This is a genomic window from Desulfosporosinus fructosivorans (genome assembly GCF_004766045.1).
Classification (GTDB): domain Bacteria; phylum Bacillota; class Desulfitobacteriia; order Desulfitobacteriales; family Desulfitobacteriaceae; genus Desulfosporosinus; species Desulfosporosinus fructosivorans.
Genome location: NZ_SPQQ01000011.1, coordinates 84,772 through 110,270 on the forward strand (window position 1 = coordinate 84,772; position 25,499 = coordinate 110,270).

Below are 25,499 nucleotides of genomic sequence, written 5' to 3' on the forward strand. Positions count from 1 at the left end.
AAATTGAATTTAAAAATTGGAGGAAAAATAATGAAAAAGGTACTAACGATTGTCGCACTTGTCTTGATTTTAACGTCATCCGTGATCGCAGGGACACTGGCAATGTATACGACGACTATTGACAATATTGCTGAAGGCAGTGTTGTGGCCAAAGAATTCATCCTGGTAAAAGGCGGTACGGATACTTTTACGAAAAATGTAAAAATTGCCCCGTCTGAAACAGTGAATTGGCAGTTCAGCGTAAAAAACTATGACGGTTCAGTTATAAGCGAGACCGGGATGGACCTGAATTTTGCTGTGGATGTTATGGCCGAGAACGGTAAAAGCGTGATTGCTCCGCTGGTAGTAACTGTTAAAAATTCGAATGGCGACATTGTTGGCACAGTAAACTCAAGCGGTAAAATAGTATTTAACGATGAATTCGCGTTGAGCGCAAGCGGACAAGAGAAAACCTATACTGTATCTGTGAACTGGCCCAGCGATAATAACTTAGATATCAGTTATGCTGGAGCAGATTATGGAACAGCCGTTAAGGTGTCTGTAACCGGTACTCAGAAATAAAGGCAGATGAATCGTTAAATTTTCTAAACAGGGCGCGAGTACCAGCAGGGACTCGCGCCCTGTTTATCATTTATAATGCGTAGTACTTTGATTTTTTACATATCCATAGGACATAATATAAGGAAGTCCATCGTTTGAGCTATACCCGATCCCCGAAAAGAAGGTTGAAGCATGACCCAAACAAAGTATACGACCCAGGAACAAATTGAGGCAATGCGCCAAGAAATCCAACGTGAAAAAGAAAAAATGGCGGGAATATCTTCCGGAAAAGGCCCGTCCGGAGGCCGGCTGCCGCAAGGAAAGCAGGCTGTGAAAACAGTCGGTGGGGCGATATTTTTAGCTCTCTGCTTACTCATTGTGTGGTCCATTATTTCGATCCAAATGACAAAGAGCAGGGGAGAAATTCCCAACGTCCTGGGTTTTCAGCTTTTTGCCATAGAGTCCGGCAGTATGGAGCCTACGCTGAAGATCGGAGCAGTGATTGTCAGTCGGAAACCCAAAAACCCGGAAACTCTTAAAGTAAATGACATCGTTACGTTCAGAACCTTATCCAATGCTATTGTCACTCATCGGATTATTGAGGTAGATGTTAATGACGAAGGCAGTAAAGCTTACCGAACTAAGGGGGATAATCCGAGAAATTCGGCGGATCAGGAACTGCTCACCTCAAACCGGGTGATCGGAGTTTTTGTTGCCAAAATACCCTTAACCTAAAGCAAATTTTAGGGGAGAAATAGAGATGGAACATGGTCCTGAACGGGTTGTAATGATGGAAGGCATCTCATCCGGCGAGCATTTTTTGGTTGGTGGAGAGATACCTCGGCGAGTGTTGGACGACATCACCCTGTTGATCAGAAAGGCGGAAGCCTGGGGTATCAATGGGACGTCATTATTTGAGATCAGATTGTTGCTGGAAATCATGGCCAACATCAGACCCTATGACAGGGGTAAATGCGCTTTGATCGAGCGGGGCATGATGAGGCGCAAACGCGAGATCTTAAGACATGTCTTTTATATCGGAAGCTCCGAAATGCTTTACAACAATATGAACGTGCTGGAATTTCTGATGTTCGCTACCGCCAAGTTCAAGATCAATAAGGTGGTGCTTCAGGAACGGATTTTTGAATTAATTATTGCTATAGGGCTGGGCCACCTTTCCCTGACGCCCAACCATTTGCTGACTAAAGAGGAAAAGGCCGTCATCACCTTAATTGCGGCCGTATACTCGGACAGTCTGATGATCGTATTCAATTTTCCCGAATACGTATGGGATGAAGTGCTCATTGATGCTATCGCCAAGCTCACAAGCATTATCAGGGAGCAGGGAAAAACCCTGATCCTCGCTACTCAAAACTGCCTTTTGATCGAGAAGGCTTGTTCCCATACGGCAATACTGCAGGATGGACAATTAATATACAGCGGCACGGTGGAAAATTTCCGTTTGAATTTTGACAAGGTAGAAGTGATTATCCGGGATAAAGCTGTCCACGCCATGAGGGAAAAACTCGCCCTGTTATTCCCCGGCTATAAGCTAGTCGCCAAAGACGACAGCCTGCTGATCAGCAGCCTTGGTTCAGAAGCAATTGACCATGGAGCTATCTATAAAAAAATCCTAGAGTCCGGCTTTACGCCAGACTCAATAGAGATTAATCCTAAAACAGTGCAAAATGCCTATGAGGAGCTTATGCGGCAGCATGATTTACAAAAATAGCTATTTCAAGAAAGAACTTCGTCAGGCCTACATGGGAAATAAAATCAGCACTAATCGGAAAATGGCCTCTGCTCTCTTTCTGGGCCTTTTTTCGTTTGCTCTTTACTTTGTGGTTCAGACTCTGCAGAAAAGCGTGCTTTCCGATGTTGTTCCCGAAATCATGCAGGCCAGTTACTTTTCCACAGTTTACCTTTACATTCACATAGCTGTTGTTTTTAATATCATCTATTTCATTGCCTACTATGACTATCTTTTTTTCTCGGAAATCAGAAACAACTCTTGGTATCTCTTGATTCAAATGGGCTATCAGCCGGTGATCATGTTTATTGCCAAGTTTTTTGCCCTAATGTATTCTATGATGCTGATTTATTCCGTTGGCTTTGTGGTGACGATAATCCTCACCTTTCTGCTGAAATACACCTTTATAGTGTCCTATCTGCCCACCCTCTACTTAGTAGGGCTGGGAGACCTGCTCCTCATCACGATCCTCTCTATGACGTTTTCCCTCTACGCCAAGACTGTAATTAATGGCCGTTATTGGACTTTCTTCTCCGCCGTGCTTATCTCCGTGCTAAAAATAACGTTGGGACAGTATGCAATCATTTCCAACCGTGTGTCAATGCAGAACATCTTTACTCTGTTCGATGTGAAGCTATCATCGTATTGGCTAGTTGGGGTGGTGATCATGATAGCTTGCTGCCTGATATGTCTGTTTCGGAGCAAAAATCTGGCCAAGTACTACAACCTTCCTTCCAACGCAGCCATCCTGCCGACAGGTATGGAGCTTGTAGAAATCGACTCCAAAACGGGCAAGCAGAAATTGATCGGTAGCAAGGCCAAGCAGGGATGGCGCGGCCGAATCGTCGATACGGTGACCACCCTATTCCTGATTGTTTTCATCTGTGCTGCCCTGGCTTTCAATGTCTTCATTATTTTGATCAATGCATCCACACCTGGTCAAGAGGTCACCATACGTGGAGTGATCCCCTTTGTGTTTAGCACCAGTACCATGCAACCGGAGATTATGATCAACGATCTAGCCTATTTTCAGAAAATCGATGTCCAGTACCCGATCGAGGAAGGGCAAATCATTCTTTTTGAAGAGAATAATGTGCTCTTTGTAGAACGGGTCATTACCGAGACAGGAAACCAATTGAACGTGGATATTGACAATTATCCCCCTATGTCCCAGATCGGGGCAATGAAGAAAACAGTGACACGACAGGCCGTACACGGCGTATACAGCGGCAGGAACCGCTGGCTGGGAGCGCTGATACTTTTTGCCAATACCATTGTGGGCAGGCTGCTCTTTTTGCTGGTTCCGGCGGTTTTGCTTTTTTATCAGGGACAAATTTATAAGTTTTTTAAAAAAGTCAGTCAGTAAAATTGGGATGGTGTGGTAAATCACATCACTGTGACCTAGAACTTGTTTGCAGCTTTGCCAGTTTGAGTGAAAGGTATGAGCTGGAAAGACTCGCCTAGCATCAGGAAAAAGGCAGGTAGTATCCAGAGGAGAGGGGGGGCAAACAAGGCTGAAGGGATTAGATACCCTCCAGCCTTGTTGTTTGTACTAATGGTTAAAGTATAGTAGTTTATTTAAAGGCTGGCGGTTTTTCTTTAAAGAACTTAGTTTTATAGGCTGTGTAGATAAAGCCTAGAGTAAGCCAACTGAAGCCGACAATTTTAGCTTGGGGCTGAAGACTCATCCAGACATAGAAGATAATAATGAACCCAATGGCCGGCAGAAGAAGGTATTTGAACAAGGAAGCCAAATCTCTTTTCTTGCTCCTGATCACGTAGTGGGATACGACGGAAACATGCAGAAACATGAAACCGGTCAGTGCTCCGAAGTTAACCATAGAGGTCAGGAGATCCATGCTAAGAAGTGCACCAATGGCAATAGCGATAAAAGCTACAAATATCGTGCTCATATAAGGAGTTTGGTACTTGGGATGAATTTTACCCAGGAAGGCAGGCATCATCTTATCACGGGACATGCTGTAGAGCAGACGGGAGATGGCGGCTTGAGACACGAGTCCGTCACCGATACCCCAAGCCACGGCTGTTCCCAGAGCAACTAGAATTCTGAGCCAGTTTCCTCCGGCTACTTGAGCCACCGCATAGAATGCAGTGTCGGGGTTTTGGAAGGTGGTGTGATCTGGCCAGAGCAGTCCAGCCAAGTAAGTTTGGAGGACGAAGAGTCCTCCGACGAGAAACAAGGCCGTTACAGTAGCTTTGCCGACGATCTTCTGAGGCTCTTTGGCTTCTTCAGCTAGGGTACTGATCGCGTCAAAGCCCAGAAAACTTAAGACCGCCAGGGAAGTAGCCGCCATGACCATATCCATGTTGAAGCCTTCCGGTTTCCAAATAGGGTCCAAGGTGAAAGCTCCCTGTCCGGCACCTTTTAAAACCGCTACAAAGGCCATCACTACAAAAACAATCAGGACGAATAGTTCGAAGATCAGCAGTCCGATATTAGTTTTAGCGGTCAGTTCAATCCCGCGAAAGTTTACCACGGTGTTGATAATGACAAAGAGGGCAATCCAGCCCCAATAAGGCAGGATGGGTAAGATTTCCTGCAGAGCATAACCGGCAACCAGGTAAACCAAGGCAGGGGTAAGAATGTAGTCCAGCAGTAAGGACCAACCGGCAAAAAAGCCTACATAGGGGTTGATCCCCCGGGAAGCATAGGAGTAAACCGAACCGGCCATCGGAAAGGCACTCGACATTCTGGAATAGCTTAGGGCTGTGAAAATCATGGCTATAATTCCAATGATATACGCCAGGGGGGCCATCCCGTTAGAGACATCGGTCACATATCCGTAAATACCCATAGGGGCAATAGGAACCATGAAAACCATTCCATAGAAGAGTAGGTCCTTAAAAGTGAGAGCCCTTTTAAGCTCTTGCTTATATCCAAATTCCTCTAGGCTTGTATCGGTCGGGGTAATCTCTTTATTTGGCATTAATAAAAACCTTCCTTTCTAAAGAAATTAAATAATTTTAAGTTCATGTAGAACACTGAGGGGCATAGAAAATCTAGCAGTCTTTAGCGGATCAACGATTTGACAGATCTGAGCGTTACCACAGGCACTCATCAACATGCCGGCTTCGTTCAGACTGAGAGAACTTCTCCCGGTCAGGAATTGGGCCATCTCGAAGGTAGCTGTTTCGATAGCCTGATCGAGGGTTAGAGCCGAAGCAATAAAGGCTAGTTCCTCTTCTGTCTGTACTACCGGATTGCTGATTTCCAGGTTATCGACCTTACGGATGGTTACATCCACTTCGCCGGAGACTTCGACGCCTGAAACCATAATTTCCCCGTCTCCCATAACGGCATGCAAATCTCCAAGGGCCAACAGACCGCCGTCTACCTGGACCGGCAGATAGAGGATAGAGCCCGGTTTGATCAGGGTACAATCCATGTTTCCACCATGACTTCCCGGAGTTCCACAGGGTATACCGACTCCATCCGGAGCAATCCCAATGACCCCGATCATGGGAGTCAGGGGCAATTGTAACTCTTTAAAGTAAGCGATGTCTCCTTCGATCGGGATGATGAGGGTTTCTGATTTTTTGATCAGGCTGCCCAGAACACCGGCATCTGGGGCGGCTACCATTTTACCCGGTGTTTTGACCCGAATCGCTTTAATGGTTACCGAGATGACATCCCCGGCCTTTATTCCGTTCAGAAAAACGGGACCTGTAGCAGGATTGACGCGCTCAAAATCGAGAATTTCCAGGGTATCCTCAGGGTGATTAATCTGCTCGCTAAAGCAGTCAAGCGTTTCAAACGTAAGCTCACAAGGTAAACTGACTTGAGCAACAGGTAAGTTAGTTTTGTCCAAGGCAAAGAAATGCGTGTCCTTAGAGATGAACATACCGATTCCTCCTTTTTAATCTTAGGCATACAGATACTAATACAGATACTGGTCTTTAATGTACAGCCTCAATAGTCCTCGGATTTGAAACCTTTCTTACCCAAGAGCTTCATGATGATCATATAAAACAGGCCTATACTTATCCAGACAAACCCCAGTTCTCTGGCCAAAAATCCTAGGCTCATCCACACATACCCGATAATCAAGAGACCAACAATGGGAAGAAAAAGATGGTTAAAATAATTTCGACTCTTCTTCCGGATAATAAAATGATTAATAACGGTTACATGGAGGATAAGGAAAGCGGATAATGCACCAAAGTTGATCAGGGACGCCAAGTCGTCGATTCTAATTCCGGCCATCATGATAACTAGGGTAATAAAGGCTACGAGGAGCGTGCTGACATACGGAGTTTTATACTTGGGATGGATTAGAGCAAGAATAGCAGGCAATTTACGGTCGCGAGCCATACTGAAGAGGATCCTGGAGATCGCTGCTTGGGCAACAAGGGCGTTGGCAATACCCCAGGCCAAGGCTGTAGCGACACTACATAGCCCTCTTAGCCAGTTTCCTCCCGCGATTTGGGCAATCTCATAGAAGGCACCGCTTAAATCCTGAAATGAAGTATAGTCAGGAACAATCAAGGATGCCACCCAAGTCTGAAGGATAAACAGACTCCCGATGATTGGAATGGTCAGGATAATTGCCTTTCCCACGATTTTACCGGCAGCGGTTCGTTCCCCTTTTACTTCTTCGGTGAGAGTGGAGATGGAGTCAAAGCCGAGGAAGCTGAGCACGGCAATCGAGGCAGCATTCATCAGCAGGGAGAGGTCGAACTCCTCCTTAGCGATGAAAGGCATAAGAGAAAAATGGGCTCCGTTTATATGAACATTTACTGCAGTAAAGCCAACCAAAAGAAAAATTAAAAGAACGCTAATCTCCACGGCGACAATGACTTTATTGGTTTTAGCCGTAATCTCAATGCCTAATATGTTAATGACTGTATTGATAAGGACGAATACAATTAACCAAGCTACCTTAGGTATAATCGGAAGCATGGTATGTAAAGCGGTTGCACTCACTAAATAAAGCAGCGGGGGGATCAGAATATAGTCAAGCAGAATAAGCCAACCGGCAAAAAAGCCGATATGCTCGTTAATTCCCCGCTGGGCGTAGGAGTAAACGGACCCGGCAACAGGGAAGACTTCTGCCAGACGGGCATAGCTCAAAGCCGTGAACAGCATTCCGGTCATCCCGATCAGGTAAACCAGAGGAACCAGGCCTTTGGAACTGCTGGCCACATAGCCGAAAATTCCAAAGGGGGCAATCGGCACCATGAAGATGACCCCGTAGATTAATAAGTCCCCAAGCGTTAACGAACGTTTAAGTTCCTCTTGATACCCTGAATGCTGCATTGTACTTTCACCTCAAGAAATTATTACATAACGATACAATGCTGCTTGAACTGTATTATATCAGTTGGCGCAGCATTACTTTTACAAATATTTACCCAGTTTTTATAATTTCCTGCATTTTTCTCAGTAAGCTGATGATCACTTGTAAGACAACACTCAAGCCTAGACAGAGGATAGGCGTGTAAAAGTACCCAAACCTTAGATAGATGAAGACCCCGCAGATTAAGGGAATCACGCCGCTATAAGCAACAAATCTCAGCGGAGGAGAGGTTCGGAAAAGCGTTATCAGATAGGGGACGATCAGGGAGGCATAAACAATACCTAAGACAGAGATTACCTCGATCAGGGAATTGTGAAGCAGGAGTAGAAAAAAAGCTGCGACGAGAAGGTTGATTAAGAACGAAAAAATATACCCTTGCTTAATCGGGCTCGTTTCTTTAACGGGGTGATCAGTCTCCCGGAATTTGAAATAGAGTAAGACAGTACTGAAAAGATTGAGAGCATACGAAGATGAGACGGCGATGAAGACAGTCAGGATATATAAATTGAGTAAAATAATCGACTTATTTCTCTCCAAGACTTGCAGGATGTTATTTCCGGTCAGTATTGTTTGGGACATGCCGTAAATAGTGATAGATGAGTAACCCATGGATATAGCGAAGACACAAAATATCGCAATTAAAAGGATGGAATACTGCCGTTGTGGCTTAAGTCGATAGACGCAGTGCCAGAGGGAATGGTCCAGGAGATACTGGGAGGTCAGGATGATAATTCCAGTCAGGAGAATTATCGTCCATTCTGAAAAACTGATCGGGTTAAGTGGGATTATGACAAGATCTTGGTAGGTGGTAGAGAGGCCTTTTTCTAAGAAGACGGAAACCGTGATCAGGGCAGTTGTGAAAAAGACAATGATCATCTGAGGTTTGGCTCCCTTATTCAAGGCCTCAAACCCTCCTAGTCCCGAATAGATAAACGAAAAGACAACTATAAAGAAGATGATCTGATAACTTGCTTGCAGAAAATAGGGACCAAGTAAATAGTTTAAGGCGACCAACTGCAGGAGCATGTTCCCTAAATTAATTGCGCATAAAACCAGTAAATGATATTTGTAGCTATAGGGGTCGGATTGTTCTCTTAATAAATCATGGATACTTTGACAGGCCTTCTTTTTACGGAGTTTGTAAACGATTAGGACATAAATAAGGAGACTGGCCAAGACCGTGAAAGCGAACGCTAGGCCACCCATAACCCCGAAGAGGAGAGCATAGATAATGGCGAAGGCCAGGAGATCCCCGGAAATGAGGCGCGATAGCAAGAGGTTGGTACCAGTGCTCAACCCTCCAAAGCCGGAGCGTCCTTCGGAGTAGACCTGCAGATTGGGGAATGATCCGATATGGGGGAACAAAAAAAGAATCAGGATTACCCCTAGATATAAGGGGATGTACCAATTAATCATAACGACCGCTCTTAAGTTCTTTATACTTACTGGGGGTTAAACCCTCGTATTTTTTAAAAATGCTGTTAAAGTAGTTTTGACTGTGAAAACCAACGACATCAGCGATTAAAGCCATACTATAATCAGGGTGTTTAAGAAGTAGAGATTTGGCCTTTTCAATTCGGTATTTCATAATATAGGAAGGAATACTGAGCTCCATTTCGTCCGAGAATTTCTTGCTTAAATAGGTTGGGCTAACATGTACGGTTTCGGCCAGGCTTTCCAAGCTGATCTTTTGACTGAAATCCCGGCTGATGATATCTAGAACTTGTTCAATGACGACCGTTTTAGACGGGGAATACCCACTGCGTTCAATGAACTTCTTGATCGCCTCGTCTAATTCGCCGGCAATAATGGGTTTGACTAAATAATCGACCACTCCTAATTTGATCGATTTTTGCGCATAGGCAAAGTCCTGATAGGCGGTTGTAATCACAAAGCTCAAATCGGGATTTTCCCGCTTCAGGGTTTCAATCAGTTCTAAACCTGAGATGCCGGGTAAATGGATATCAATAAAAGCCAGCACAAACTTATTTTCTCGGGATAGTTTGAGAGCTTGGGAAGTTTCTTCTGCACAATGGATCTCCCAGACCGGCCATTTCTGTTTTATCATGTGAGCGAGCTGTTCCAGTTCTAAGGGTTCATCATCGACTACTAAAAGCTTCATAATTTTACCTCCGGAGTGTAGGGCCAGTCTATTCTGGCCTCCGTCATTTCATCGTTTCTTTGAATCTTCAGTTCTGTCCTCATATCAAAGGTGATTTCTAAGCGTTTACGAAGATTTTCCAAGCCGATACCTTTAGAGGGGAAAGAATCCTCAATTCTGAGTTCTGGGCCGTTGTCTATAACGACCAGGGAGGCCCAGTTACCTTGCCGATGCAAGGATATTTTTAGAATTTTTTGGCCTGTCTTTTTGTCCAAGCCATGCTTAAAGGCGTTTTCAACCAAGGTTTGCAGGGTGTAGGGCGGAAGGAGAGTATCTCTGGCTTTGGAGTCGATTTCGATCACGGTTTGAAGCTTTTCTCCAAAGCGAGTCTTTTGAATGCGGAGATAGTTTTCCGTATGCTGCAACTCTTTTTCAAAGGTCACCAGCGGTTCCTTTTCCATATAGTTGTATCTTAGAAAAAGAGACAGATTTTCCACGGCTTTGACCGAGTCCTCTAAGCGGCCTAATCTTCCCAGACTGGTAATGGCATTTAACGTATTAAACAAAAAATGCGGCTGGATCTGTTGGTTGAGTTGCATAAATTGGCTTTGCTGTAAGTCATGCTCGAGACACACTCGTTTGTTTTCAATTTCTAAAATATTAACTTCCCTTTCTAAGAAGGATAAAAGTAGGATAATGACAAAACCGGCCACCGGTAAGAGTGTGCCCGCCATGAGGGACAGAGAGAAGAAATTATAAGAAATCATGTCTTTCACCCAATCCTATCAGCCCGAGGGGACTTAATATCATTAGAAACACTCTTTTTGTAGTCTGCATTGGTTCCCCTAAGACACTGCTAATTGCTTTAGTATTCAATACTGCTGTTTGAAGTCCTGCTTGAGCGGGCTAGATTCCAAGGATTAGTCGCAAAAGTTAAGGTGTAATCAAGAGAATCGGTTATTAGGCTTTGGGGGGGATATCGTTGCGTTTCGCTATTATTTTATAATAAATCGTTGACAGATATATCGGATAGTGATACATCTTGTATATCTGTCAACGATATATCGGAGGTTGATTAATTTGGATAATTGTTCACCTTTGACCGAAGCATTATTTTATATATTGTTGGCGGTACGAACACCAAACCACGGATATGGAATAATTCAGGATATAAATGAAATGACAGGTGGCAGGGTGGTATTAGGCCCGGGGACCTTGTATGGCGCCATTAACACTATGCTTACGAAAGGTTGGATAAGTTTATTCAGTGAGGATAAAGAATCTAGAAAGAAAAAGGAATATTTACTAACTAAAATTGGCAGGGAAATATTTGAGCAGGAAGTTAATAGATTAAATGAACTTGTAGAGAATGCGAAGAAGATGGATGAAGGAAGGGAGATGAAACAATGTTAAAGTGTAGTTTGGAAATGTAAATGGAAAATTGAACAATTAAGCAATGAAAAAAGTAGGATGCCTTATAGGCAAACTGCAAGACGGAAGTTTAAGAGAGCATCACTGGAATTCTGAAAGCTGAAGGCGAAAATATCAAAATGGAGTAAATCAATGGACATTTTAGCAATTAGTATAGTTATAATTATCTTCTTCTCATCGATGATACAGTCAATTACTGGATTCGGTTTTGCAATTGTTGGTACTCCGCTGCTACTGTTATTTATGGAACCGTGGCAGGTTATTAGCTTGATAACTATTTGCGGTTTATTACTGAATCTTATGGTTATCATTAAGACCAGAGGACGGTCAGATCCAAAAGTGATATGGCCATTGTTTGCGGCAAGTCTATTTGGAATTGTACCTGGAGTATATATACTAAAGGTTATAGACCCTTCGATTCTAAAGCTTTGTATTGGAATTTTGATTATATTAGTAGCATTTTTTATGGCCTCAAATTATGTTATGACTATTAAAAATGAAAAATTGGCGACAATTTTAGTTGGTATCGTCAGCGGTTTTATGGGAGGTTCAACGAGCTTAGGCGGGCCACCAGTTGCGCTTTTTTTGATGAATCAGCACCAAGATAAGGAAGCTTTTCGTGCAAATCTCGTCCGTTTTTTTTGCTACGGTAATATTGCAACTCTAGTTATAATGTATTGCATGGATACATTAGATATAGGTATATTTTCAAATCTTATATATGCAATTCCTGGAGTTTTAGTTGGTGGATGGTTGGGGGAAAAGTCTTTTGCAAAAGTGAGTCCGAAATTTTTCAGATGGCTGACCTTAATCATTATATTTTTTTGTGGTGTAGTTAGTGTTGTAAGCGTATTGGTAAAATAATATAGCTAACTGAAAAAATAAAGTGCCGATTAATCTCTCATTGATGATTCGAGGCGAGGCATACACCTAATTAGATGGTGGATTTTATAAAGAAGGGGAGCACAAACCCGATTAACTAAGGCCAGACTTCCTTAGCGTATAGGAACTCTGGCCTTTTTCTTGTTACTTACTTTTTGAGAACGAAATTATCTAGAGAAAGAAGGATTATAACCGCAGCTATGGATACATCGGGAGAAAAACACGATGGCAAGCAACTCCAGGAGTTGGTGGAGAAAAGTGAAGAGGCAGGAATTGAGGTGTCTTTCCCCTGCGAAAATTATCCAGTTAAATTGGAGGGAATTAAGGAAGTATATCGAATTTTATTAAAGTGCTATGAGGTAAGAAGTTAGTGGACCTTTATAATTTGCGTTTGAATTCTCAATGACTTGCTTCTTATTAACGTTTACATTCATGGAATTAAACGGCACATTAAAGATAGATTAGGATACTAACCACCCTTTGAAACCTAATATAATAGGATTGAGGTGAAGGTATGGAGAATAAGCTCAAAGAGTTCATTAATAAATATCCGTTTTTTTGTGACATTTTAGAAACCCTTGACGCATCTGTATACTTTTGCGATGTTAATGGCCGTCTGCTTTATATCAGTAAAGTGGCAGAGCGACTGGATGGTTATACCAACGAAGAGCTTTATAACCGCACTGTAGGAGAGGCCTATGGCTTGGATGAGAGAACCAGCCCGATGTTACTGGCATTAACTACGGAAAAACCTGTGGTGGATAAAGCTTTTCGTTATGTTGTTAATGGTCGGGAGGCTTATCAGATTTGTAATGCTCGTCCTGTTTTTATTAACGGTGAAAAAGTGGGGGCATATACTATCCAAAAAGATGTGACTCAGTTAATGGAGGTTATAGAACAAAATATTAGTCTACAAAAGAAAATATTTTTGCCGAATCGGAATGATCCCGAGGAATCTCGCCAAGGTCAAGATATTGTAGGCATAGACCATCTCATTGGAGAGCATCCTCTTTTCAAGGAATGCAAGGAAATGGCAATAAGGGCGGCAAGAAGCGACTCCCCAGTCCTTCTCACCGGGGAAACGGGTAGCGGCAAAGAGCTCTTTGCGCGCTGTATCCATCAAAATAGTAACAGGAGAGATGGCCCGTTTCTGGCAATAAATTGTGCAGCTATTCCGGAAACCTTGCTGGAGAGCATTCTTTTTGGTACTTCCAAGGGTATTTATACCGGGGCAGTGGAACGGAAAGGCCTTTTTGAAGAGGCCGAAGGAGGTACATTGTTTTTGGACGAAATCAATTCCATGCCTCTCTTTTCTCAGTCAAAACTGCTTCGGGCTTTGGAGGAAAAAGAAATTCAACATCTTGGGAGTAAAGAGCGAATCAAGATCAATGCCCGTATTATCAGCAGTAGTAACGTTTCCCCACAGGATGCAATCAGTAAAAAGCAGATTCGGGAAGACCTTTTTTATCGTTTGGCCGTGGTGAATCTTATGATCCCTAACTTGGCTAGTCGCAAAAGTGATGTTTTTTTACTAATCTCTCATTATATCAAGTTGTATAATGAGAGATTCCAAAAACATATCGTTGGCCTTGATGACGAAGTTTTACATTTCTTTTTAAATTTCTCTTGGCCCGGAAATGTCCGCCAGTTGAAGCATTGTTTGGAAGCAGCAATGAACTTAGTTACCGATCAAGATCTGAAAATCAAAATAAAGTATTTACCAGCTTATCTACTTTCCGGAAATAACGTTAACACAGGTGGTTACATCCAAAAAGAGTCTTCTTTTAATAGAAATAGACATCGTAAATATCTTAAGCCGGAAAGTACCGGTGTATTTTCATCAATTTTTCAGAAAGAAAAAGAAGAGATCATTCAGGCTTTAATGGAGAATCAAGGGAATGTTTCCAAGACCGCTAAACAATTAGGGATGCATCGTCAGTCTTTAATTTATAGGATTAAAAAATATAATATAACATAGCAAGATATCTCTTCAACCACCCATTAATATTAATGAGTGGTTTTTTTGTTATTCCAATACTAAAAAATTTTGATTCTAGATATACCTAAACGTTTACAGAAAAGTCTAAACAATTATAGACAATATTATTAAAATATAAACTGTTTTAGTCAATTGTTTTATCATAAGTATAGAATTGTAGCATAATTTCAGAGTTTTCTTAATGGCATGAATCTTGCTTATATATTATGGAGTTGATCAAAATATTTAGGAGGTTTTAGTCATGCAAAGGTATCAGATTTTGTCACAAAATGAAATTGAACAAATTCATGAGACAAGCTTGCGGATCATGGAAGAGGTGGGGGTGAATTTTAGTTATGCTCCAGCTCGGGAAATCCTGTCGAGAGGAGGGGCCAAGGTTGAGGGACAAAGAGTTTATTTTCCAAAAGGTATGGTGGAAAGAGAAATAAAAAAAGCCCCCTCTTCCTTTACCCTTTACGCCAGGAATCCCGAAAAGAATGTTTTGATTAACACTCAGAAAACAGCATTTGTAGGTCCTTATGGTTCACCCTTTATTATGGATATGGACAACGGACGCCGTTTTGCTAAATTGGATGATTTCATTAACCTCTGTAAACTCCAACATCAAATGGATAATATTGACGTTATGAGCCACATTCCATGTGAACCTCAAGACGTGGATGCAGCGGTTCGTAGTCTGGAGATGGTTTATCAGACACTGAAATACAGTGACAAACCTTTGATGGCCACTGTTTTAGGTTATGAGATGACAAAAAGGAACATTGAAATGGCTGCAATCGTTTTTGGCGGCCTAGAAGTAATAAAAGAAAAACCTGTTGTAGTAGGCATTCCGTGTACATTAACGCCGCTCAGTTATGATGACAAAATGGCAGGGGCTATTATTGCCTATGCAGAGTATCGGCAGCCGCAGTTAGTGAACTCACTCTGTATTGCTGGTGCAACGACTCCTGTCACCATCGCTGGTACGGTAGCCCTTCAGAATGCAGAAGTTCTTGCGGGTATCGTTCTTGCCCAGTTGGTCAGTGAAGGAACACCTGTTATCTATTCCGCATCCTCTTCCAATGCCGAAATGCGCAACGGTTCTCTTGCCATTGGTACTCCGGAAGATGCGATATTTTCTCTTATCAATGGTCAGTTAGCCAAATTCTATAATCTTCCTTGCCGAATCAGCGGGGCTCTTTCCGACAGCAAGTGTGCAGATGCTCAGGCGGCTTACGAATCTATGCTTACATTGAGTATGGCCCAAATGGCCGGCGGCAATTTCATTCTTCACAGTGCTGGTATCATCGATACCTATAACACTGTTTCACTGGAAAAAATGATGATTGACGATGAAATTATTGGTATGATTCGTCGTATTGGTCAGGGCGTTGTAGTCAATGAAGAGACCCTTGCGTTCAATGTCACCAAGGAGGTCGGTCCTCAGGGCCAATTCCTCACCCATGTGCATACATTTACTCATTTCCGCAAAGAGTTTTACTCTCCAATCTTGAGCGATCGCAATAATCCCACTCAGTGGGAAGCGGAGGGTGCTCTTACTGCAGAAAAGAGAGCCAATGCCCGATGGAAGAAACTGCTTGATGAATACGTAGAACCTGTTTTGGACAAAGATGTTGATGTCGCATTAAGAAAATATAAAGAACAATAGGATCTGAGAAATAATAGCTTGGACAGAGAAATGTTTTTACCCGTCTTCACACCACGAGATGTTGCATGAGAAGTTATTTGATACTGGCTAAGAATCGAGAAATGCTTATAAATGTAGTCGGTGTAATTGTGTGTTCTTGCTAAAAAAATGCAGAACAGAGGGTGCAAAAATATGAAAGATAAAACTAATAATCAAGCCAAAATTGACTATACGTTGTTTTGGCCCCCACTGCTGGTAATTGTCTTGATTTGTGCTTATATAGTTCTAAATCCAAAAGCCGGTAATGATGCGGTAAACAGTCTTTTTGCAGTAGTAACCGGGAAGCTTGGATGGGCTTATGAGATCTTTGTACTGGCTAACATTGGGCTAATCCTCTACTTCATTTTCGGCAAATATGCCAACAAGAGATTTGGGGACGAAAAGCCAGAATTCAGTACCTTGACCTGGTTGGGAATGCTCTTCACGGCAGGTACCACTGGCACAATCTTTTTTTGGTCCAGCATTGAATTTTATTATTTTCTTTCCGGACCACCTTTTGGGCTTAAGCCCTTTTCCCCCGAAGCCTGGGATTGGTCCTTGGCTTATAGCCTCTTTAACTGGGGAATTGGCGGATATGGACTTTATGTAGCAATTGGGGTTGTTTTTGGCTATTTCTTCTTTGTTAAAAAGAAAGAGGTTTTTCGTCCAAGTACTGCCTGCGAAACTTTCTTGGGTAAACATGCTAGTGGAGCCATTGGTAAAGTGATTGATATCTTCTATATGATTGGAGTTATAGCAGGGGTAAGTACCTCTATTGGCTTAGGAACTCCAATCATTAGTGAACTACTTACCAAGATGGTCGGCATTCAACATACCCTGGGATTGGATGCTGCTATTATCATTATCTGGACGCTCATTTTCACGGTATCAGTTTATTCAGGTCTGGAAAAGGGTATTGCTTTTCTCAGTAATGTACGGGTTTATTTGGGATATGGTCTGTTAATTTTTGTTATTCTTGTTGGTCCGACTACATTTATGTTAAACAATTTTTTCGATGCTTTAGGCATTTCTACGAATAATTTTATGCGGATGAGTCTATATACGGATGCTCACCTAAATGGCGGTTTTCCACAAGGTTGGACAATTTTCTTCTATGCCTGGTTTATGTCCTTTGCCCTCAGTACAGGCATTTATTTGGCGCGCATATCCAAAGGTCGCACAGTTCGCGAATTTGCCTTGGGAGCTACATTTTCGGGAGTGCTAAGTGCTTATCTCTATTTCGCTGTGCTAGGTAATTACAGTATCCAAGTCTTTAATGATAAGGTTATCGACGTAACAAAAATCTTTAACGATTTTGGAGCCCAAAGGGCTGTCGTTGAAATTTGGAGTACTCTACCCTTGAGCGTGATTATACTGCCAATTTTCATGATTCTGATTTTCATCGCTACAGCGAACGTCATTAATAGTGTGGCATATACCTTGGCGATGGTTTCGTCCAAAGACCTGAAGTATGGAGAAGAGCCAGGAAAATTGAGTAGGGTAGTCTGGGCTGTTATTCTTGGCTGTCTAAGTCTGACACTATTGTTTTTGGGTGGTCTTAAACCACTGCAGACATCTGCTACCGTCGGATCTTTTCCGACAATGATCATTATGGGTCTAATATTTTATGGATTCTTGAAGGAACCCAAACAGTGGGATTAACTGATTTTTCAAGTTCCGGGATGAAAATCTGAGGAAATCATCAGAAGATGTCGATGATTGGAAGAATAAAAGGACATTTCAATTTAACAGAAATAGGGAGGAAATAATAATGAGCGATTTCACTAAGTTAGCAGATGCTGTCTTACGAGGAGACTTTGGCGGTGCAGGGCAAATCACAAAGGAGCTTATCGATAATGGTGCGGATCCTTTAGCAATCATCAGCCAAGGATTAATCGCAGGTATGGATATCGTAGCACCTAAGTTTAAAGCCGGGGAAATGTATGTGCCGGAAGTAATGATGGCAGCAAGAGCCATGGCTGTAGGAATGGAATTAGTTAAACCTTTAATTAATGATGTTGATATTCCTTCTAAAGGAACCGTATTAATTGGAACTGTAGCAGGGGACCTCCACGACATCGGAAAAAACTTAGTAGGAATGATAATAGAAAGCGGCGGCTTCAAGGTAATAGATTTAGGCGTTGATGTCTCAGTAGAAAGATTTGTTGAGGCAGCAAAGCAATATAATCCACAAGTAATTGGTATGTCTGCTCTATTAACGACAACTATGATTGCAATGAAGGATACTATTGATGCACTTACTGAAGCAGGTTTACGCAAGAACTTAAAAATTATTGTGGGTGGGGCTCCTTTATCTGTAGATTTTGCCAACCAAATTGGTGCAGACGGTTATGCATCAGATGCTGTGACCGCCAAGGAACTATGCGAGAGACTTGCGGTTTAACCTATATAAGTAGGGTTCAGGTAGTAATATAACTACCTGAACCCTCTTCTTAAAATTGAAGCCAATATTATTGAAAAATATTTAGAAAGAGGGTTAAGAGATGTTAATCATAGGAGAACTTATAAATACGAGCAGAAAAGCCATTAAAGAAGCAGTAGAAAAGAAAGATGCAAATTACATTCAACAAGTGGCTAGAGAACAATTGGAAGCTGGAGCAAATTATATTGATGTCAACTGTGGAACTATGATTAATAACGAGATTGAGATCATGGAATGGCTGGTTAAAACTGTACAGGAAGCGGTTGAGGTGCCGCTCAGTATTGATAGCCCAGATCCCAAAGTCATTGAGGCAGGTTTAAGACTTGTTAAATATGGCCAACCCATGATTAATTCCATTTCTGATGAGAAGGAACGCTTTGATAGCATCTTACCATTAGTCGTTAAATACAATGCTAAAATTGTAGCATTATGCATGGATGATACTGGAATGCCGGAAACTGGCGAGGATCGTGTACGAGTGGCTAAAAGCCTTTATCTAAAACTTACTAAAGCTGGCGTTTCCGACGAAAATATTTACTTTGACCCGCTGGTTAAGCCGATTAGTGCCGTAGAAAAAGCGGGTGTCGAAGTATTAGAGTCCATAAAATTTATTAAAATATTATACCCTGACGTGCATTTTACTTGTGGTCTCAGCAACGTTTCCTATGGACTACCAAACCGTAAGGTATTAAATAGGCTATTCGTTGTGCAGACCATGACTTTGGGGATGGACGGTTATATTCTTAATCCTAGTGATAAAGAGATGATGGGAGTTATTTATGCTTCGCTGGCATTATTGGGTCAGGACGCTTATTGTATGAATTATTTAACTGCTCATCGTAAAGGGTTATATGAAGTTTAATAAGTAAGGTCTTAAGCAAATTCATTTGAGGCGGAAAGGCAACGTGTGGCAAGTGTACTAGGAATGAGAGGAAACCGATGAAAGATCATCTAACCATCAAAAATCTAAGTGTGGCTATCGGAGATCACAACAACAACGCCTCAGCATCACTCGTTCTTTATGTGTAGAGCCAGAGGTGTTATTAATGGATGAGCCTTGTTCATCCCTGGATATCCATAATACTAAACTAATTGAAGACCTTATCGTGAAGCTGTCCCAGCAGTACACGATTGTCATCGTTACTCATAATTTACAGCAAGCGAAAAGAATTGCCGATTATACAGCCTTTTTTCTGGGGGGGAGGTTAATAGAAACGAACACTACAGAGGCATTGTTTACAAAACCTCAGGAAGAAGAGACAAAACAATATTTACTGGGGTTATTTGGCTAGATCCGAAATCATTCCCCTTCATCCGTAAAAATAAGCTTCACGAACGCAAGCAGCCTCTTCCTGTTTAAGAAGAGGCTACTTGCGTTCGTATTGATTGAACTTTATTACCCCGTGGGGGATTTCATTGATACATGCGACAGAATAAGCTAAGTTTTCACTGGCAGATGCCAGAAGCCGTCTTTTGCCGTAAAATATAAGTCGTGCAAACAAACATTTCACGGCCAGTTTATACATCAAAATGAAGTGCATATCAACTGGTTCTACCCATGGATATCGGAGAGTTAACGGTAAAACGTGTAAATTCGCCAGTTTTAGGGGCTGAGAAAACTGGAAAAGGCGTAAAATTCGCGGTTATGGAGGAAATCATTCGTGTAGTATAATAAACACAAAAGGAGATGAAATGATGAAGAATTTTCTAGATGCCATCCATGAAAGGGTTTTATTATATGATGGTTCTAAAGGTGTTATGCTTCAAAGGAGAGGTTTAAAAGGAAATGAAGCTTCAGAATCGTGGAATTTATCAAAACCAGATGAGGTTAAGAATCTATATAATCTATACAAACAAGCAGGATCGGATGTAATTCAAAGCAATACGTTTCCAGGCAATAGAATTACACTAGATATGCATAATTTAGGGGATAAAACTTATCAACTTAACTTTGAAGGGGTGAAATTAGCAAAAGAAATTGCAGGTGATGACATTTATGTTGCCGCTTCAGTGGGTCCAACTGGTATGATTTTAGAACCTGCAGGGGATTTAAGTTTTGATAAAGCCTATAGTATTTTTAAAGAGCAATTAAGGGCAATAGAAGATGCAGGTGCAGATATTGTTAATTTTGAAACGTTTTCAGATTTAAATGAATTAAGGGCAGCGATATTGGCTGCTAAAGAAACTACAACGCTTCCGATTATTGCGTCAATAACCTTTAATGAAAATAGTAGAACGCTATCAGGTAACTCAGCAGAGGTATGTGCTATTGTGTGCCAATCATTAGGAGTGGCAGTCGTGGGTGCTAATTGTTCAGGAGGTCCAGATAGTTTAATAGAGCCCATTAAAAAGATGTATTCTGTTACATCAATTCCTCTTACAGTGAAAGCAAATGCTGGGATGCCTAATTTAGTGAATGGAGAGGCAGTATATGAACAAAAACCAGAACAATTTAGTTCATATACAAAAGAATTTGTAGAGAATGGAGTAAGACTTATTGGTGGGTGTTGTGGAACGACACCAGAATTTATCAGCGCGATAAAGAAAGAACTAGATAAGATCAAAACTCCAGATTTAGAATTAAAAGCCAGTTCGACAATTACCTCTGCCTTTAATCATCTTGTACTTTCTAAAGACAAGGAATACGTGGTTAAAAAACTATCGCTTAAAGAAAATAATGCTGTGGAGATGTTAAAAAACGGTGATTTTTACAACTTGATACGAGACTATAAATCAGAAAAAATGGATTACCTTTTAATAGATTTTGCTAACCTGAATGAACCTTTCGACGTCTCGGGATTTACTAGCAACATTAGCTTTGTAATTAAAAAACCACTAATCATTAAGTCTGCGTCAACTGAAATTCTCAATAAATTTTTAAGATATTATCCTGGAAAAGTCGGAGTAGTTTTATCAGATAATACGGAAATATCTCTTTCTCAATTAAAACACTACGGTGCCTTAATTCTTAATGAAGAGTTGGAACCTATAACCAACTGATTGCCAGGGATGAATACCATGTACCAACGATTACGTGATTTACGTGAGGACAGGGATTTTACTCAGCAAGAGCTTGCCACCGTGCTGAAGGTAAGCCAAACAACCTATTCAAGATATGAAAGCGGTGCCCTTGATATTCCTAATACCTCGTTAATTAAACTTGCTGAATTCTATAAAACGAGTATTGACTATCTGGTGGGACTGACCAATAATAAAAAACCCTATCGCTAAGTGAAACCCTGAATTTTTCCTTCAAGCTCTCGTATGTCCATGCTAGAAAAAGGTGATATTAGGTAAGTTCTAACCTTGTAAAGGTAAAGGCTTTGTTCTTTGATTCTATTGATTAGAGGTGGAAAGACATGGAGTGGAACTATGAAAATGGACGTATTTATAGCACTGATGAAAAGGGTGAACTGATGTGTGAGACTACGTTTATCCGAAAAGAAAATGGAGAAGTGAATATTGATTATACCTATGTTAATCCTGTTTTGAGAGGTAAGGGTGTAGCCGGAAAGATGATGGAAGTAGTTGCAGAGTATTTCAGGAAAGAAGGAATTAAAGCTACAGCCACGTGTTCATATGCTAATATTTGGCTAAAGCGGCATGAGAAACAGTATCCGGATATTTTATCCGAAGATACGAGTGATCAAGCCGTCGCCTGCAAGATTGATGGAAAACATTAACTACTATAAGCAGTTGTTAGAAATACCTATTGAGTAGAAAATGCCTTCTGGTTAGATTGGAATATTGGTGAGTGTAAACTAGATAATGGGGTAGGATTATGGTAATAAAACCGCTTAACTATTCGTTTTTCCGACAACCGACGCTTAGTTTAGCTCGTGCTTTGTTGGGGAAATTGCTTGTGAAAGAAACTGAGTTAGGTACGGTCTCGGGATGGATCGTAGAAACCGAAGCCTACATTGGACCAGAAGATCGTGCAGCACATGGGTTTGAAAATCGAAGGACTAAAAGAACTGAGGTCATGTTTGGGCCACCTGGGTACGTCTATACTTATGTTATGCACACCCATTGCCTTATTAACGTGGTTAGTGGAGAGATCGGGTGTCCAGAGGCAGTATTAATTAGAGCTCTAGAACCATGTGGCGGAATAGACCTGATGTATCAACGGCGTGGAAACGGGAAAAAAGAACGAGAGCTGACCAATGGGCCGGGAAAGTTAACGAAATACCTGAGTATAGTTAAGGAAGATTACGGGAGAGCGTTGTTTGAGTATCCACTTTTTATCGCCGAAGGAAAAGAAATGGGATCTATTGCGGTGGGTCCAAGAATAGGGATTCATAATAGCGGAGAAGCGGTACACTATCCTTGGCGTTTTTGGGTACAAGATAATCGCTTTGTCTCCAAATAATAGGGGGCCTAAGTTCAAAGAAGATTAGTTCAGAATGGGAAACATTACTTTTCTCTCGACGGGACTCATCAGAGTGAGAAGAAAATCCTCAAGTAATCCAACAGGTCCTTTCCAGTCCGATAAGAAAGATTTGAGGCTCTGTGATGGGGAGAACCTCTTGGATGGGATACTTGTAAAATCCCAGAAAATGGAATAAGAAAAGCACTCCGGACAGAGTGCTTTTCTTATTCCATTTTTCCTACGCAAGAGCCGCGTTGAATCGTTGACGCATCCCTTTCCTTTTGCTCATATACCGGGCGCGGATCAAATTTGGCATAGTTTTTAGCGGGCTTCGTCTCAATTCCCTCAAAGGAAATGGGCAGTCCTGCCGAGGCAAGGAAGCTTTTGCCATCCTGAATTTGAAAATGGATGTGAGGCTCTGTAGTATTGCCGGAGTTGCCGCATTGCGCGATGTGCTCGCCGCGCTTTACCTGCCGACCCGCCTTGACCTTAATGCTTTGGGGCAGAAGGTGAGCGATCAAGCTGTACTCTTTTGCTGCGTGCCTGATTACAATGTAATTGCCACGAATGTCTTTGGCGGTATGGTCTACGGAACCGTTGCCAGAGGTGCGGGAATCAGGGTATTTGTCTATTGCTTCCACAACAACTCCGTCAGCCGGGGCTAAGACTTCCCTGCCGTAGCAATAGTAGTTCGGCAAAAGGGCTTTGTCGCCGGAACAGCTTTGACCGTTGTCATCCAAGATCAAAAAGTCATAGGCGTAGCGCTGGGTCAAAATGCTCCAGGAATGAGAGGTTTTCTTGTCGGGGCCACCGTTGACCGCCGTCCATTGCCCGCTGAACGGCAGGGAATAGCGTATTGCAGGCTGATAGTTATTTTGATCCGGCAGCCGGAACCCATGGGAAATATAGATATAGGGTATAGCAATCAACTGCTGTAAGGCCTGCACAAAAGTCGAGAAAGAGGTGAAAATTTCCACAAAAGCAAACAGCCAGAACAACCAGAGATATTTCCAGATCAGCGTATCCGAAAAGAACATCGGCAGGCCCAAAAGACCTATATATTTTAGTTTGCTGGATATAGCGACAATTCGATTCATATAAACCTCCCGGCTGCTTACTTTTAAACGGTAATGAAAGCTCAATGATTTTTTACCCATTATAACATACCCTTGTGAATTCAGAGCCTATCTTGAAACAGACAGCGGCGACTATCTGAAGAAAAATCTGCCTATGAAATATATATGAAACGCACAACGTGCGCAATGAAGGTATGAGAGTGGATAAATTTGGAACAAAAGAGAAATTTGCCGTTGTATGGAGAATATTAAAATAATCAATAGATGTAAATGGAATGGCTAAGATTCTAGTAGTAGATGACCAATATGGTGTCAGTGCCTGCTTCTCGAGACTTTCTCCTCTTACATTAAATTTACAGTTTTGAAGTATATAATAAACGTTTGTTATGTTATAGTTGCCCCAAACCCACTCCTAATGTGTATTATTTCTTTTTCGCTTCTCTAGCGGAATACCATGTGGCCAAGATGTAATAATCTGAAGTGGGGAATACCATAAAGCCGTAGGCTCCAAAGGTATCAAAGGGGATATCGTTTCTATGGTCGATTCGGAAAAATATCCTTTCGCGTCATTAGAGTAAATTTATGACTTGAATCATGACAATTTGTTGCATTATTACGCACAGAAGGGTACGACTAATTTATTGGATGTGCAAGGACAAAGAATCTAACCACAAAGGAAAGTAGCTAAATAACCTATTGTCCGTTAGGGATACTTGCGATATGGTATTTATAGGAAGTGTAAATCATGAGGGAAAAGGCTATGGATATATCCTCATACGTCGAAGGAAACAAACTCAAAATTGAACAAGAGGAACGAAGACGTTTAGATTTCTATAAGGAAGCTCGCGAAAAAGCAGAGAAAGTTGCAAATGCCCTAAGATATTCATTCCCCAATATTGAGGTTTATCTCTTTGGCTCACTGACGACAGATCAGTTTGAATTGGAGTCTGATATTGATATAGCTGTCAAAGGATTACTTGAGGAGCATTATTTCAAGGCATATCGGATTGCCGAAGATATTGCAGAACCGATTCCTATTGACTTCATTCAATTCGAATTTGCTCAGGATTCTATGAGAGAACGCATTGTGAGAGATGGGGTGAGAATATGACAGGCAAAGAAAAAAAAAGAGCACAATATAAAAGGCTTATCGTTGAAATTAAAGAGGATTTAAACGCAACACAAAGGATTGCCAGAGATATTTCTAACATAGTCCGGGTATTAGAGGCGGAGACGGGTTCGGTGCGGGGATCAGATTTAATGGCTTGTGCGGGGTATTTACATCATTACTTTACGGCCTTTGAGTCGATTTTTGAGCGAATTTCAAGAGCTTTCGATGGAGGACTGGTACAGGATGGAGATTACCGTCGAGAGTTGCTACGATCAATGACACTAGAGATTCCAGACCTACGTCCGAGAATTATATCTAAGGATCTAGCAGAGGAATTAGATGAATACCGACGTTTTCGCCATATGTTCAGGCATGCCTATGGATCTGAACTACGCTGGCGCAAAATGGAGCCCTTGGCAATGGGTGTAGAAACTTTGACATTGAATCTTCTGAAGGAACTTTCTGAGTTTCTACGATTTGTAGACAAATTGAGTGATTCTATAGCACGGTAATGAGTTAGCGTAGTCATCATCGTTTTCCAAGGCATCGGTTTAACAAACCGGTGTCTTTAAGTTCGCAACTTAAACCCTGAAAACTAATAGACGCTCAAGCCCACATTTGCCTGGGCTTGGAGCGTCTATTAGTTCTTAACTAAGGGATACGATTTTGAAGACATGAAAAATGTCTATTTGAAGAGTTTAAAGGCGCCTTAACCGAGCAATACGTACTACAGCAGCTTATAGCCAGTCTAGAAATAATGTCTTATAGGCAGTCTGGAAATAACGCCTTATTACTGGTCCGCAGAAAAGGCTG

The 25,499-nt window shown here is 41.8% G+C and carries 26 protein-coding genes; 19 read left to right on the plus strand and 7 right to left on the minus strand.

Features of this window, described 5'->3' with window-relative positions:
* The first annotated feature begins 30 nt into the window (after nucleotides 1–30).
* The 4 genes from E4K67_RS23660 (at nucleotide 31) to E4K67_RS23675 (ending at nucleotide 3,656) form a co-directional block, all read left to right on the plus strand.
* A complete protein-coding gene (locus tag E4K67_RS23660) occupies nucleotides 31–561 on the plus strand; it encodes a hypothetical protein (protein ID WP_135551275.1) in 531 nt (176 codons plus the stop codon).
* 171 nt (nucleotides 562–732) lie between these two features.
* Nucleotides 733–1,275: a signal peptidase I gene (locus tag E4K67_RS23665; RefSeq protein ID WP_135551277.1), complete on the plus strand. Its 543-nt coding sequence runs from the start codon at nucleotides 733–735 to the stop codon at nucleotides 1,273–1,275.
* Nucleotides 1,276–1,300: 25 nt separating this feature from the next.
* Nucleotides 1,301–2,272: a P-loop NTPase family protein gene (locus E4K67_RS23670; protein WP_135551279.1), complete on the plus strand. Its 972-nt coding sequence runs from the start codon at nucleotides 1,301–1,303 to the stop codon at nucleotides 2,270–2,272.
* On the plus strand, nucleotides 2,256–3,656 hold the full coding sequence (locus E4K67_RS23675; RefSeq protein ID WP_135551281.1) for a S26 family signal peptidase: 1,401 nt from the start codon (nucleotides 2,256–2,258) through the stop codon (nucleotides 3,654–3,656). Before E4K67_RS23670 ends, E4K67_RS23675 begins: the two co-directional genes overlap by 17 nt.
* Before the next feature lie 208 nt (nucleotides 3,657–3,864).
* On the opposite strand, the gene E4K67_RS23680 is transcribed toward E4K67_RS23675, so the two are convergent.
* From E4K67_RS23680 to E4K67_RS23705, 6 genes are all read right to left on the minus strand, one after another.
* Nucleotides 3,865–5,238: an APC family permease gene (locus tag E4K67_RS23680; RefSeq protein ID WP_135551283.1), complete on the minus strand. Its 1,374-nt coding sequence runs from the start codon at nucleotides 5,236–5,238 to the stop codon at nucleotides 3,865–3,867.
* Nucleotides 5,239–5,265: 27 nt separating this feature from the next.
* The gene (locus tag E4K67_RS23685; protein WP_135551285.1) at nucleotides 5,266–6,153 is read right to left on the minus strand and encodes an acetamidase/formamidase family protein; all 888 of its coding nucleotides are present in this window, start codon (nucleotides 6,151–6,153) and stop codon (nucleotides 5,266–5,268) included.
* Nucleotides 6,154–6,221: 68 nt separating this feature from the next.
* Entirely contained in the window at nucleotides 6,222–7,568 is a 1,347-nt protein-coding gene (locus tag E4K67_RS23690; RefSeq protein WP_135551287.1) for an APC family permease, read from the minus strand.
* Nucleotides 7,569–7,659: 91 nt separating this feature from the next.
* Nucleotides 7,660–9,024 carry a hypothetical protein gene (locus E4K67_RS23695; RefSeq protein WP_135551289.1) on the minus strand — a complete coding sequence of 455 codons (1,365 nt, stop codon included), beginning with the start codon at nucleotides 9,022–9,024 and terminating at the stop codon, nucleotides 7,660–7,662.
* On the minus strand, nucleotides 9,017–9,730 hold the full coding sequence (locus tag E4K67_RS23700) for a response regulator transcription factor (protein ID WP_135551291.1): 714 nt from the start codon (nucleotides 9,728–9,730) through the stop codon (nucleotides 9,017–9,019). Before E4K67_RS23700 ends, E4K67_RS23695 begins: the two co-directional genes overlap by 8 nt.
* Nucleotides 9,727–10,476, minus strand: coding sequence for a sensor histidine kinase (locus tag E4K67_RS23705; protein WP_135551293.1), 750 nt, complete (start codon nucleotides 10,474–10,476; stop codon nucleotides 9,727–9,729). Before E4K67_RS23705 ends, E4K67_RS23700 begins: the two co-directional genes overlap by 4 nt.
* 313 nt (nucleotides 10,477–10,789) lie before the next feature.
* Between E4K67_RS23705 and E4K67_RS23710 the strand changes: the two genes are divergently transcribed.
* From E4K67_RS23710 to E4K67_RS23765, 13 genes are all read left to right on the plus strand, one after another.
* Nucleotides 10,790–11,122, plus strand: coding sequence for a PadR family transcriptional regulator (locus E4K67_RS23710; protein ID WP_135551295.1), 333 nt, complete (start codon nucleotides 10,790–10,792; stop codon nucleotides 11,120–11,122).
* A gap of 150 nt (nucleotides 11,123–11,272) precedes the next feature.
* Nucleotides 11,273–12,004: a sulfite exporter TauE/SafE family protein gene (locus E4K67_RS23715; RefSeq protein WP_135551297.1), complete on the plus strand. Its 732-nt coding sequence runs from the start codon at nucleotides 11,273–11,275 to the stop codon at nucleotides 12,002–12,004.
* Nucleotides 12,005–12,222: 218 nt separating this feature from the next.
* Nucleotides 12,223–12,393: a hypothetical protein gene (locus E4K67_RS29920; protein WP_206752227.1), complete on the plus strand. Its 171-nt coding sequence runs from the start codon at nucleotides 12,223–12,225 to the stop codon at nucleotides 12,391–12,393.
* 143 nt (nucleotides 12,394–12,536) lie between these two features.
* Entirely contained in the window at nucleotides 12,537–14,000 is a 1,464-nt protein-coding gene (locus E4K67_RS23720) for a sigma-54 interaction domain-containing protein (RefSeq protein WP_135551299.1), read from the plus strand.
* 262 nt (nucleotides 14,001–14,262) lie between these two features.
* Nucleotides 14,263–15,669 (plus strand): trimethylamine methyltransferase family protein, encoded by a 1,407-nt coding sequence (locus E4K67_RS23725; RefSeq protein WP_135551301.1) that lies wholly within the window; start codon nucleotides 14,263–14,265, stop codon nucleotides 15,667–15,669.
* Nucleotides 15,670–15,840: 171 nt separating this feature from the next.
* Nucleotides 15,841–17,349 (plus strand): L-carnitine/gamma-butyrobetaine antiporter, encoded by a 1,509-nt coding sequence (gene caiT, locus E4K67_RS23730; RefSeq protein ID WP_135551303.1) that lies wholly within the window; start codon nucleotides 15,841–15,843, stop codon nucleotides 17,347–17,349.
* Nucleotides 17,350–17,458: 109 nt separating this feature from the next.
* Nucleotides 17,459–18,091, plus strand: coding sequence for a cobalamin B12-binding domain-containing protein (locus E4K67_RS23735; protein ID WP_135551305.1), 633 nt, complete (start codon nucleotides 17,459–17,461; stop codon nucleotides 18,089–18,091).
* A 100-nt stretch (nucleotides 18,092–18,191) separates the two neighbouring features.
* The gene (locus tag E4K67_RS23740; RefSeq protein ID WP_135551307.1) at nucleotides 18,192–18,992 is read left to right on the plus strand and encodes a methyltetrahydrofolate cobalamin methyltransferase; all 801 of its coding nucleotides are present in this window, start codon (nucleotides 18,192–18,194) and stop codon (nucleotides 18,990–18,992) included.
* Between the two features lie 184 nt (nucleotides 18,993–19,176).
* Nucleotides 19,177–19,422: an ATP-binding cassette domain-containing protein gene (locus tag E4K67_RS23745; protein WP_420841583.1), complete on the plus strand. Its 246-nt coding sequence runs from the start codon at nucleotides 19,177–19,179 to the stop codon at nucleotides 19,420–19,422.
* 400 nt (nucleotides 19,423–19,822) lie between these two features.
* Nucleotides 19,823–21,130, plus strand: coding sequence for a homocysteine S-methyltransferase family protein (locus E4K67_RS23750; RefSeq protein ID WP_243454597.1), 1,308 nt, complete (start codon nucleotides 19,823–19,825; stop codon nucleotides 21,128–21,130).
* An 18-nt stretch (nucleotides 21,131–21,148) separates the two neighbouring features.
* Nucleotides 21,149–21,361 carry a helix-turn-helix domain-containing protein gene (locus E4K67_RS23755; RefSeq protein WP_135551309.1) on the plus strand — a complete coding sequence of 71 codons (213 nt, stop codon included), beginning with the start codon at nucleotides 21,149–21,151 and terminating at the stop codon, nucleotides 21,359–21,361.
* Between the two features lie 128 nt (nucleotides 21,362–21,489).
* Nucleotides 21,490–21,813: a GNAT family N-acetyltransferase gene (locus tag E4K67_RS23760; protein ID WP_135551311.1), complete on the plus strand. Its 324-nt coding sequence runs from the start codon at nucleotides 21,490–21,492 to the stop codon at nucleotides 21,811–21,813.
* Between the two features lie 98 nt (nucleotides 21,814–21,911).
* The gene (locus E4K67_RS23765; RefSeq protein ID WP_135551312.1) at nucleotides 21,912–22,499 is read left to right on the plus strand and encodes a DNA-3-methyladenine glycosylase; all 588 of its coding nucleotides are present in this window, start codon (nucleotides 21,912–21,914) and stop codon (nucleotides 22,497–22,499) included.
* 224 nt (nucleotides 22,500–22,723) lie between these two features.
* On the opposite strand, the gene E4K67_RS23770 is transcribed toward E4K67_RS23765, so the two are convergent.
* Nucleotides 22,724–23,656 carry a M23 family metallopeptidase gene (locus tag E4K67_RS23770; RefSeq protein ID WP_243454598.1) on the minus strand — a complete coding sequence of 311 codons (933 nt, stop codon included), beginning with the start codon at nucleotides 23,654–23,656 and terminating at the stop codon, nucleotides 22,724–22,726.
* Nucleotides 23,657–24,335: 679 nt separating this feature from the next.
* Between E4K67_RS23770 and E4K67_RS23775 the strand changes: the two genes are divergently transcribed.
* The gene (locus tag E4K67_RS23775) at nucleotides 24,336–24,686 is read left to right on the plus strand and encodes a nucleotidyltransferase family protein (protein WP_135551314.1); all 351 of its coding nucleotides are present in this window, start codon (nucleotides 24,336–24,338) and stop codon (nucleotides 24,684–24,686) included.
* Nucleotides 24,683–25,198 carry a ribonuclease toxin HepT-like protein gene (locus E4K67_RS23780; RefSeq protein WP_135551316.1) on the plus strand — a complete coding sequence of 172 codons (516 nt, stop codon included), beginning with the start codon at nucleotides 24,683–24,685 and terminating at the stop codon, nucleotides 25,196–25,198. The genes E4K67_RS23775 and E4K67_RS23780 overlap by 4 nt, the downstream gene beginning before the upstream one ends.
* Nucleotides 25,199–25,499: the final 301 nt, after the last annotated feature.

Excerpts from the sequence above, each read along its gene's own strand:
- E4K67_RS23660 (WP_135551275.1), top strand. The coding sequence starts at position 31 with ATGAAAAAGGTACTAACGATTGTCGCACTTGTCTTGATTTTAACGTCA.
- E4K67_RS23665 (WP_135551277.1), top strand. The coding sequence starts at position 733 with ATGACCCAAACAAAGTATACGACCCAGGAACAAATTGAGGCAATGCGC.
- E4K67_RS23670 (WP_135551279.1), top strand. The coding sequence starts at position 1,301 with ATGGAACATGGTCCTGAACGGGTTGTAATGATGGAAGGCATCTCATCC.
- E4K67_RS23675 (WP_135551281.1), top strand. The coding sequence starts at position 2,256 with ATGATTTACAAAAATAGCTATTTCAAGAAAGAACTTCGTCAGGCCTAC.
- E4K67_RS23680 (WP_135551283.1), bottom strand. The coding sequence starts at position 5,238 with ATGCCAAATAAAGAGATTACCCCGACCGATACAAGCCTAGAGGAATTT.
- E4K67_RS23685 (WP_135551285.1), bottom strand. The coding sequence starts at position 6,153 with ATGTTCATCTCTAAGGACACGCATTTCTTTGCCTTGGACAAAACTAAC.
- E4K67_RS23690 (WP_135551287.1), bottom strand. The coding sequence starts at position 7,568 with ATGCAGCATTCAGGGTATCAAGAGGAACTTAAACGTTCGTTAACGCTT.
- E4K67_RS23695 (WP_135551289.1), bottom strand. The coding sequence starts at position 9,024 with ATGATTAATTGGTACATCCCCTTATATCTAGGGGTAATCCTGATTCTT.
- E4K67_RS23700 (WP_135551291.1), bottom strand. The coding sequence starts at position 9,730 with ATGAAGCTTTTAGTAGTCGATGATGAACCCTTAGAACTGGAACAGCTC.
- E4K67_RS23705 (WP_135551293.1), bottom strand. The coding sequence starts at position 10,476 with ATGATTTCTTATAATTTCTTCTCTCTGTCCCTCATGGCGGGCACACTC.
- E4K67_RS23715 (WP_135551297.1), top strand. The coding sequence starts at position 11,273 with ATGGACATTTTAGCAATTAGTATAGTTATAATTATCTTCTTCTCATCG.
- E4K67_RS29920 (WP_206752227.1), top strand. The coding sequence starts at position 12,223 with ATGGATACATCGGGAGAAAAACACGATGGCAAGCAACTCCAGGAGTTG.
- E4K67_RS23720 (WP_135551299.1), top strand. The coding sequence starts at position 12,537 with ATGGAGAATAAGCTCAAAGAGTTCATTAATAAATATCCGTTTTTTTGT.
- E4K67_RS23725 (WP_135551301.1), top strand. The coding sequence starts at position 14,263 with ATGCAAAGGTATCAGATTTTGTCACAAAATGAAATTGAACAAATTCAT.
- caiT (WP_135551303.1), top strand. The coding sequence starts at position 15,841 with ATGAAAGATAAAACTAATAATCAAGCCAAAATTGACTATACGTTGTTT.
- E4K67_RS23735 (WP_135551305.1), top strand. The coding sequence starts at position 17,459 with ATGAGCGATTTCACTAAGTTAGCAGATGCTGTCTTACGAGGAGACTTT.
- E4K67_RS23740 (WP_135551307.1), top strand. The coding sequence starts at position 18,192 with ATGTTAATCATAGGAGAACTTATAAATACGAGCAGAAAAGCCATTAAA.
- E4K67_RS23745 (WP_420841583.1), top strand. The coding sequence starts at position 19,177 with ATGGATGAGCCTTGTTCATCCCTGGATATCCATAATACTAAACTAATT.
- E4K67_RS23750 (WP_243454597.1), top strand. The coding sequence starts at position 19,823 with ATGATGAAGAATTTTCTAGATGCCATCCATGAAAGGGTTTTATTATAT.
- E4K67_RS23755 (WP_135551309.1), top strand. The coding sequence starts at position 21,149 with ATGTACCAACGATTACGTGATTTACGTGAGGACAGGGATTTTACTCAG.
- E4K67_RS23760 (WP_135551311.1), top strand. The coding sequence starts at position 21,490 with ATGGAGTGGAACTATGAAAATGGACGTATTTATAGCACTGATGAAAAG.
- E4K67_RS23765 (WP_135551312.1), top strand. The coding sequence starts at position 21,912 with ATGGTAATAAAACCGCTTAACTATTCGTTTTTCCGACAACCGACGCTT.
- E4K67_RS23770 (WP_243454598.1), bottom strand. The coding sequence starts at position 23,656 with ATGGGTAAAAAATCATTGAGCTTTCATTACCGTTTAAAAGTAAGCAGC.
- E4K67_RS23775 (WP_135551314.1), top strand. The coding sequence starts at position 24,336 with ATGGATATATCCTCATACGTCGAAGGAAACAAACTCAAAATTGAACAA.
- E4K67_RS23780 (WP_135551316.1), top strand. The coding sequence starts at position 24,683 with ATGACAGGCAAAGAAAAAAAAAGAGCACAATATAAAAGGCTTATCGTT.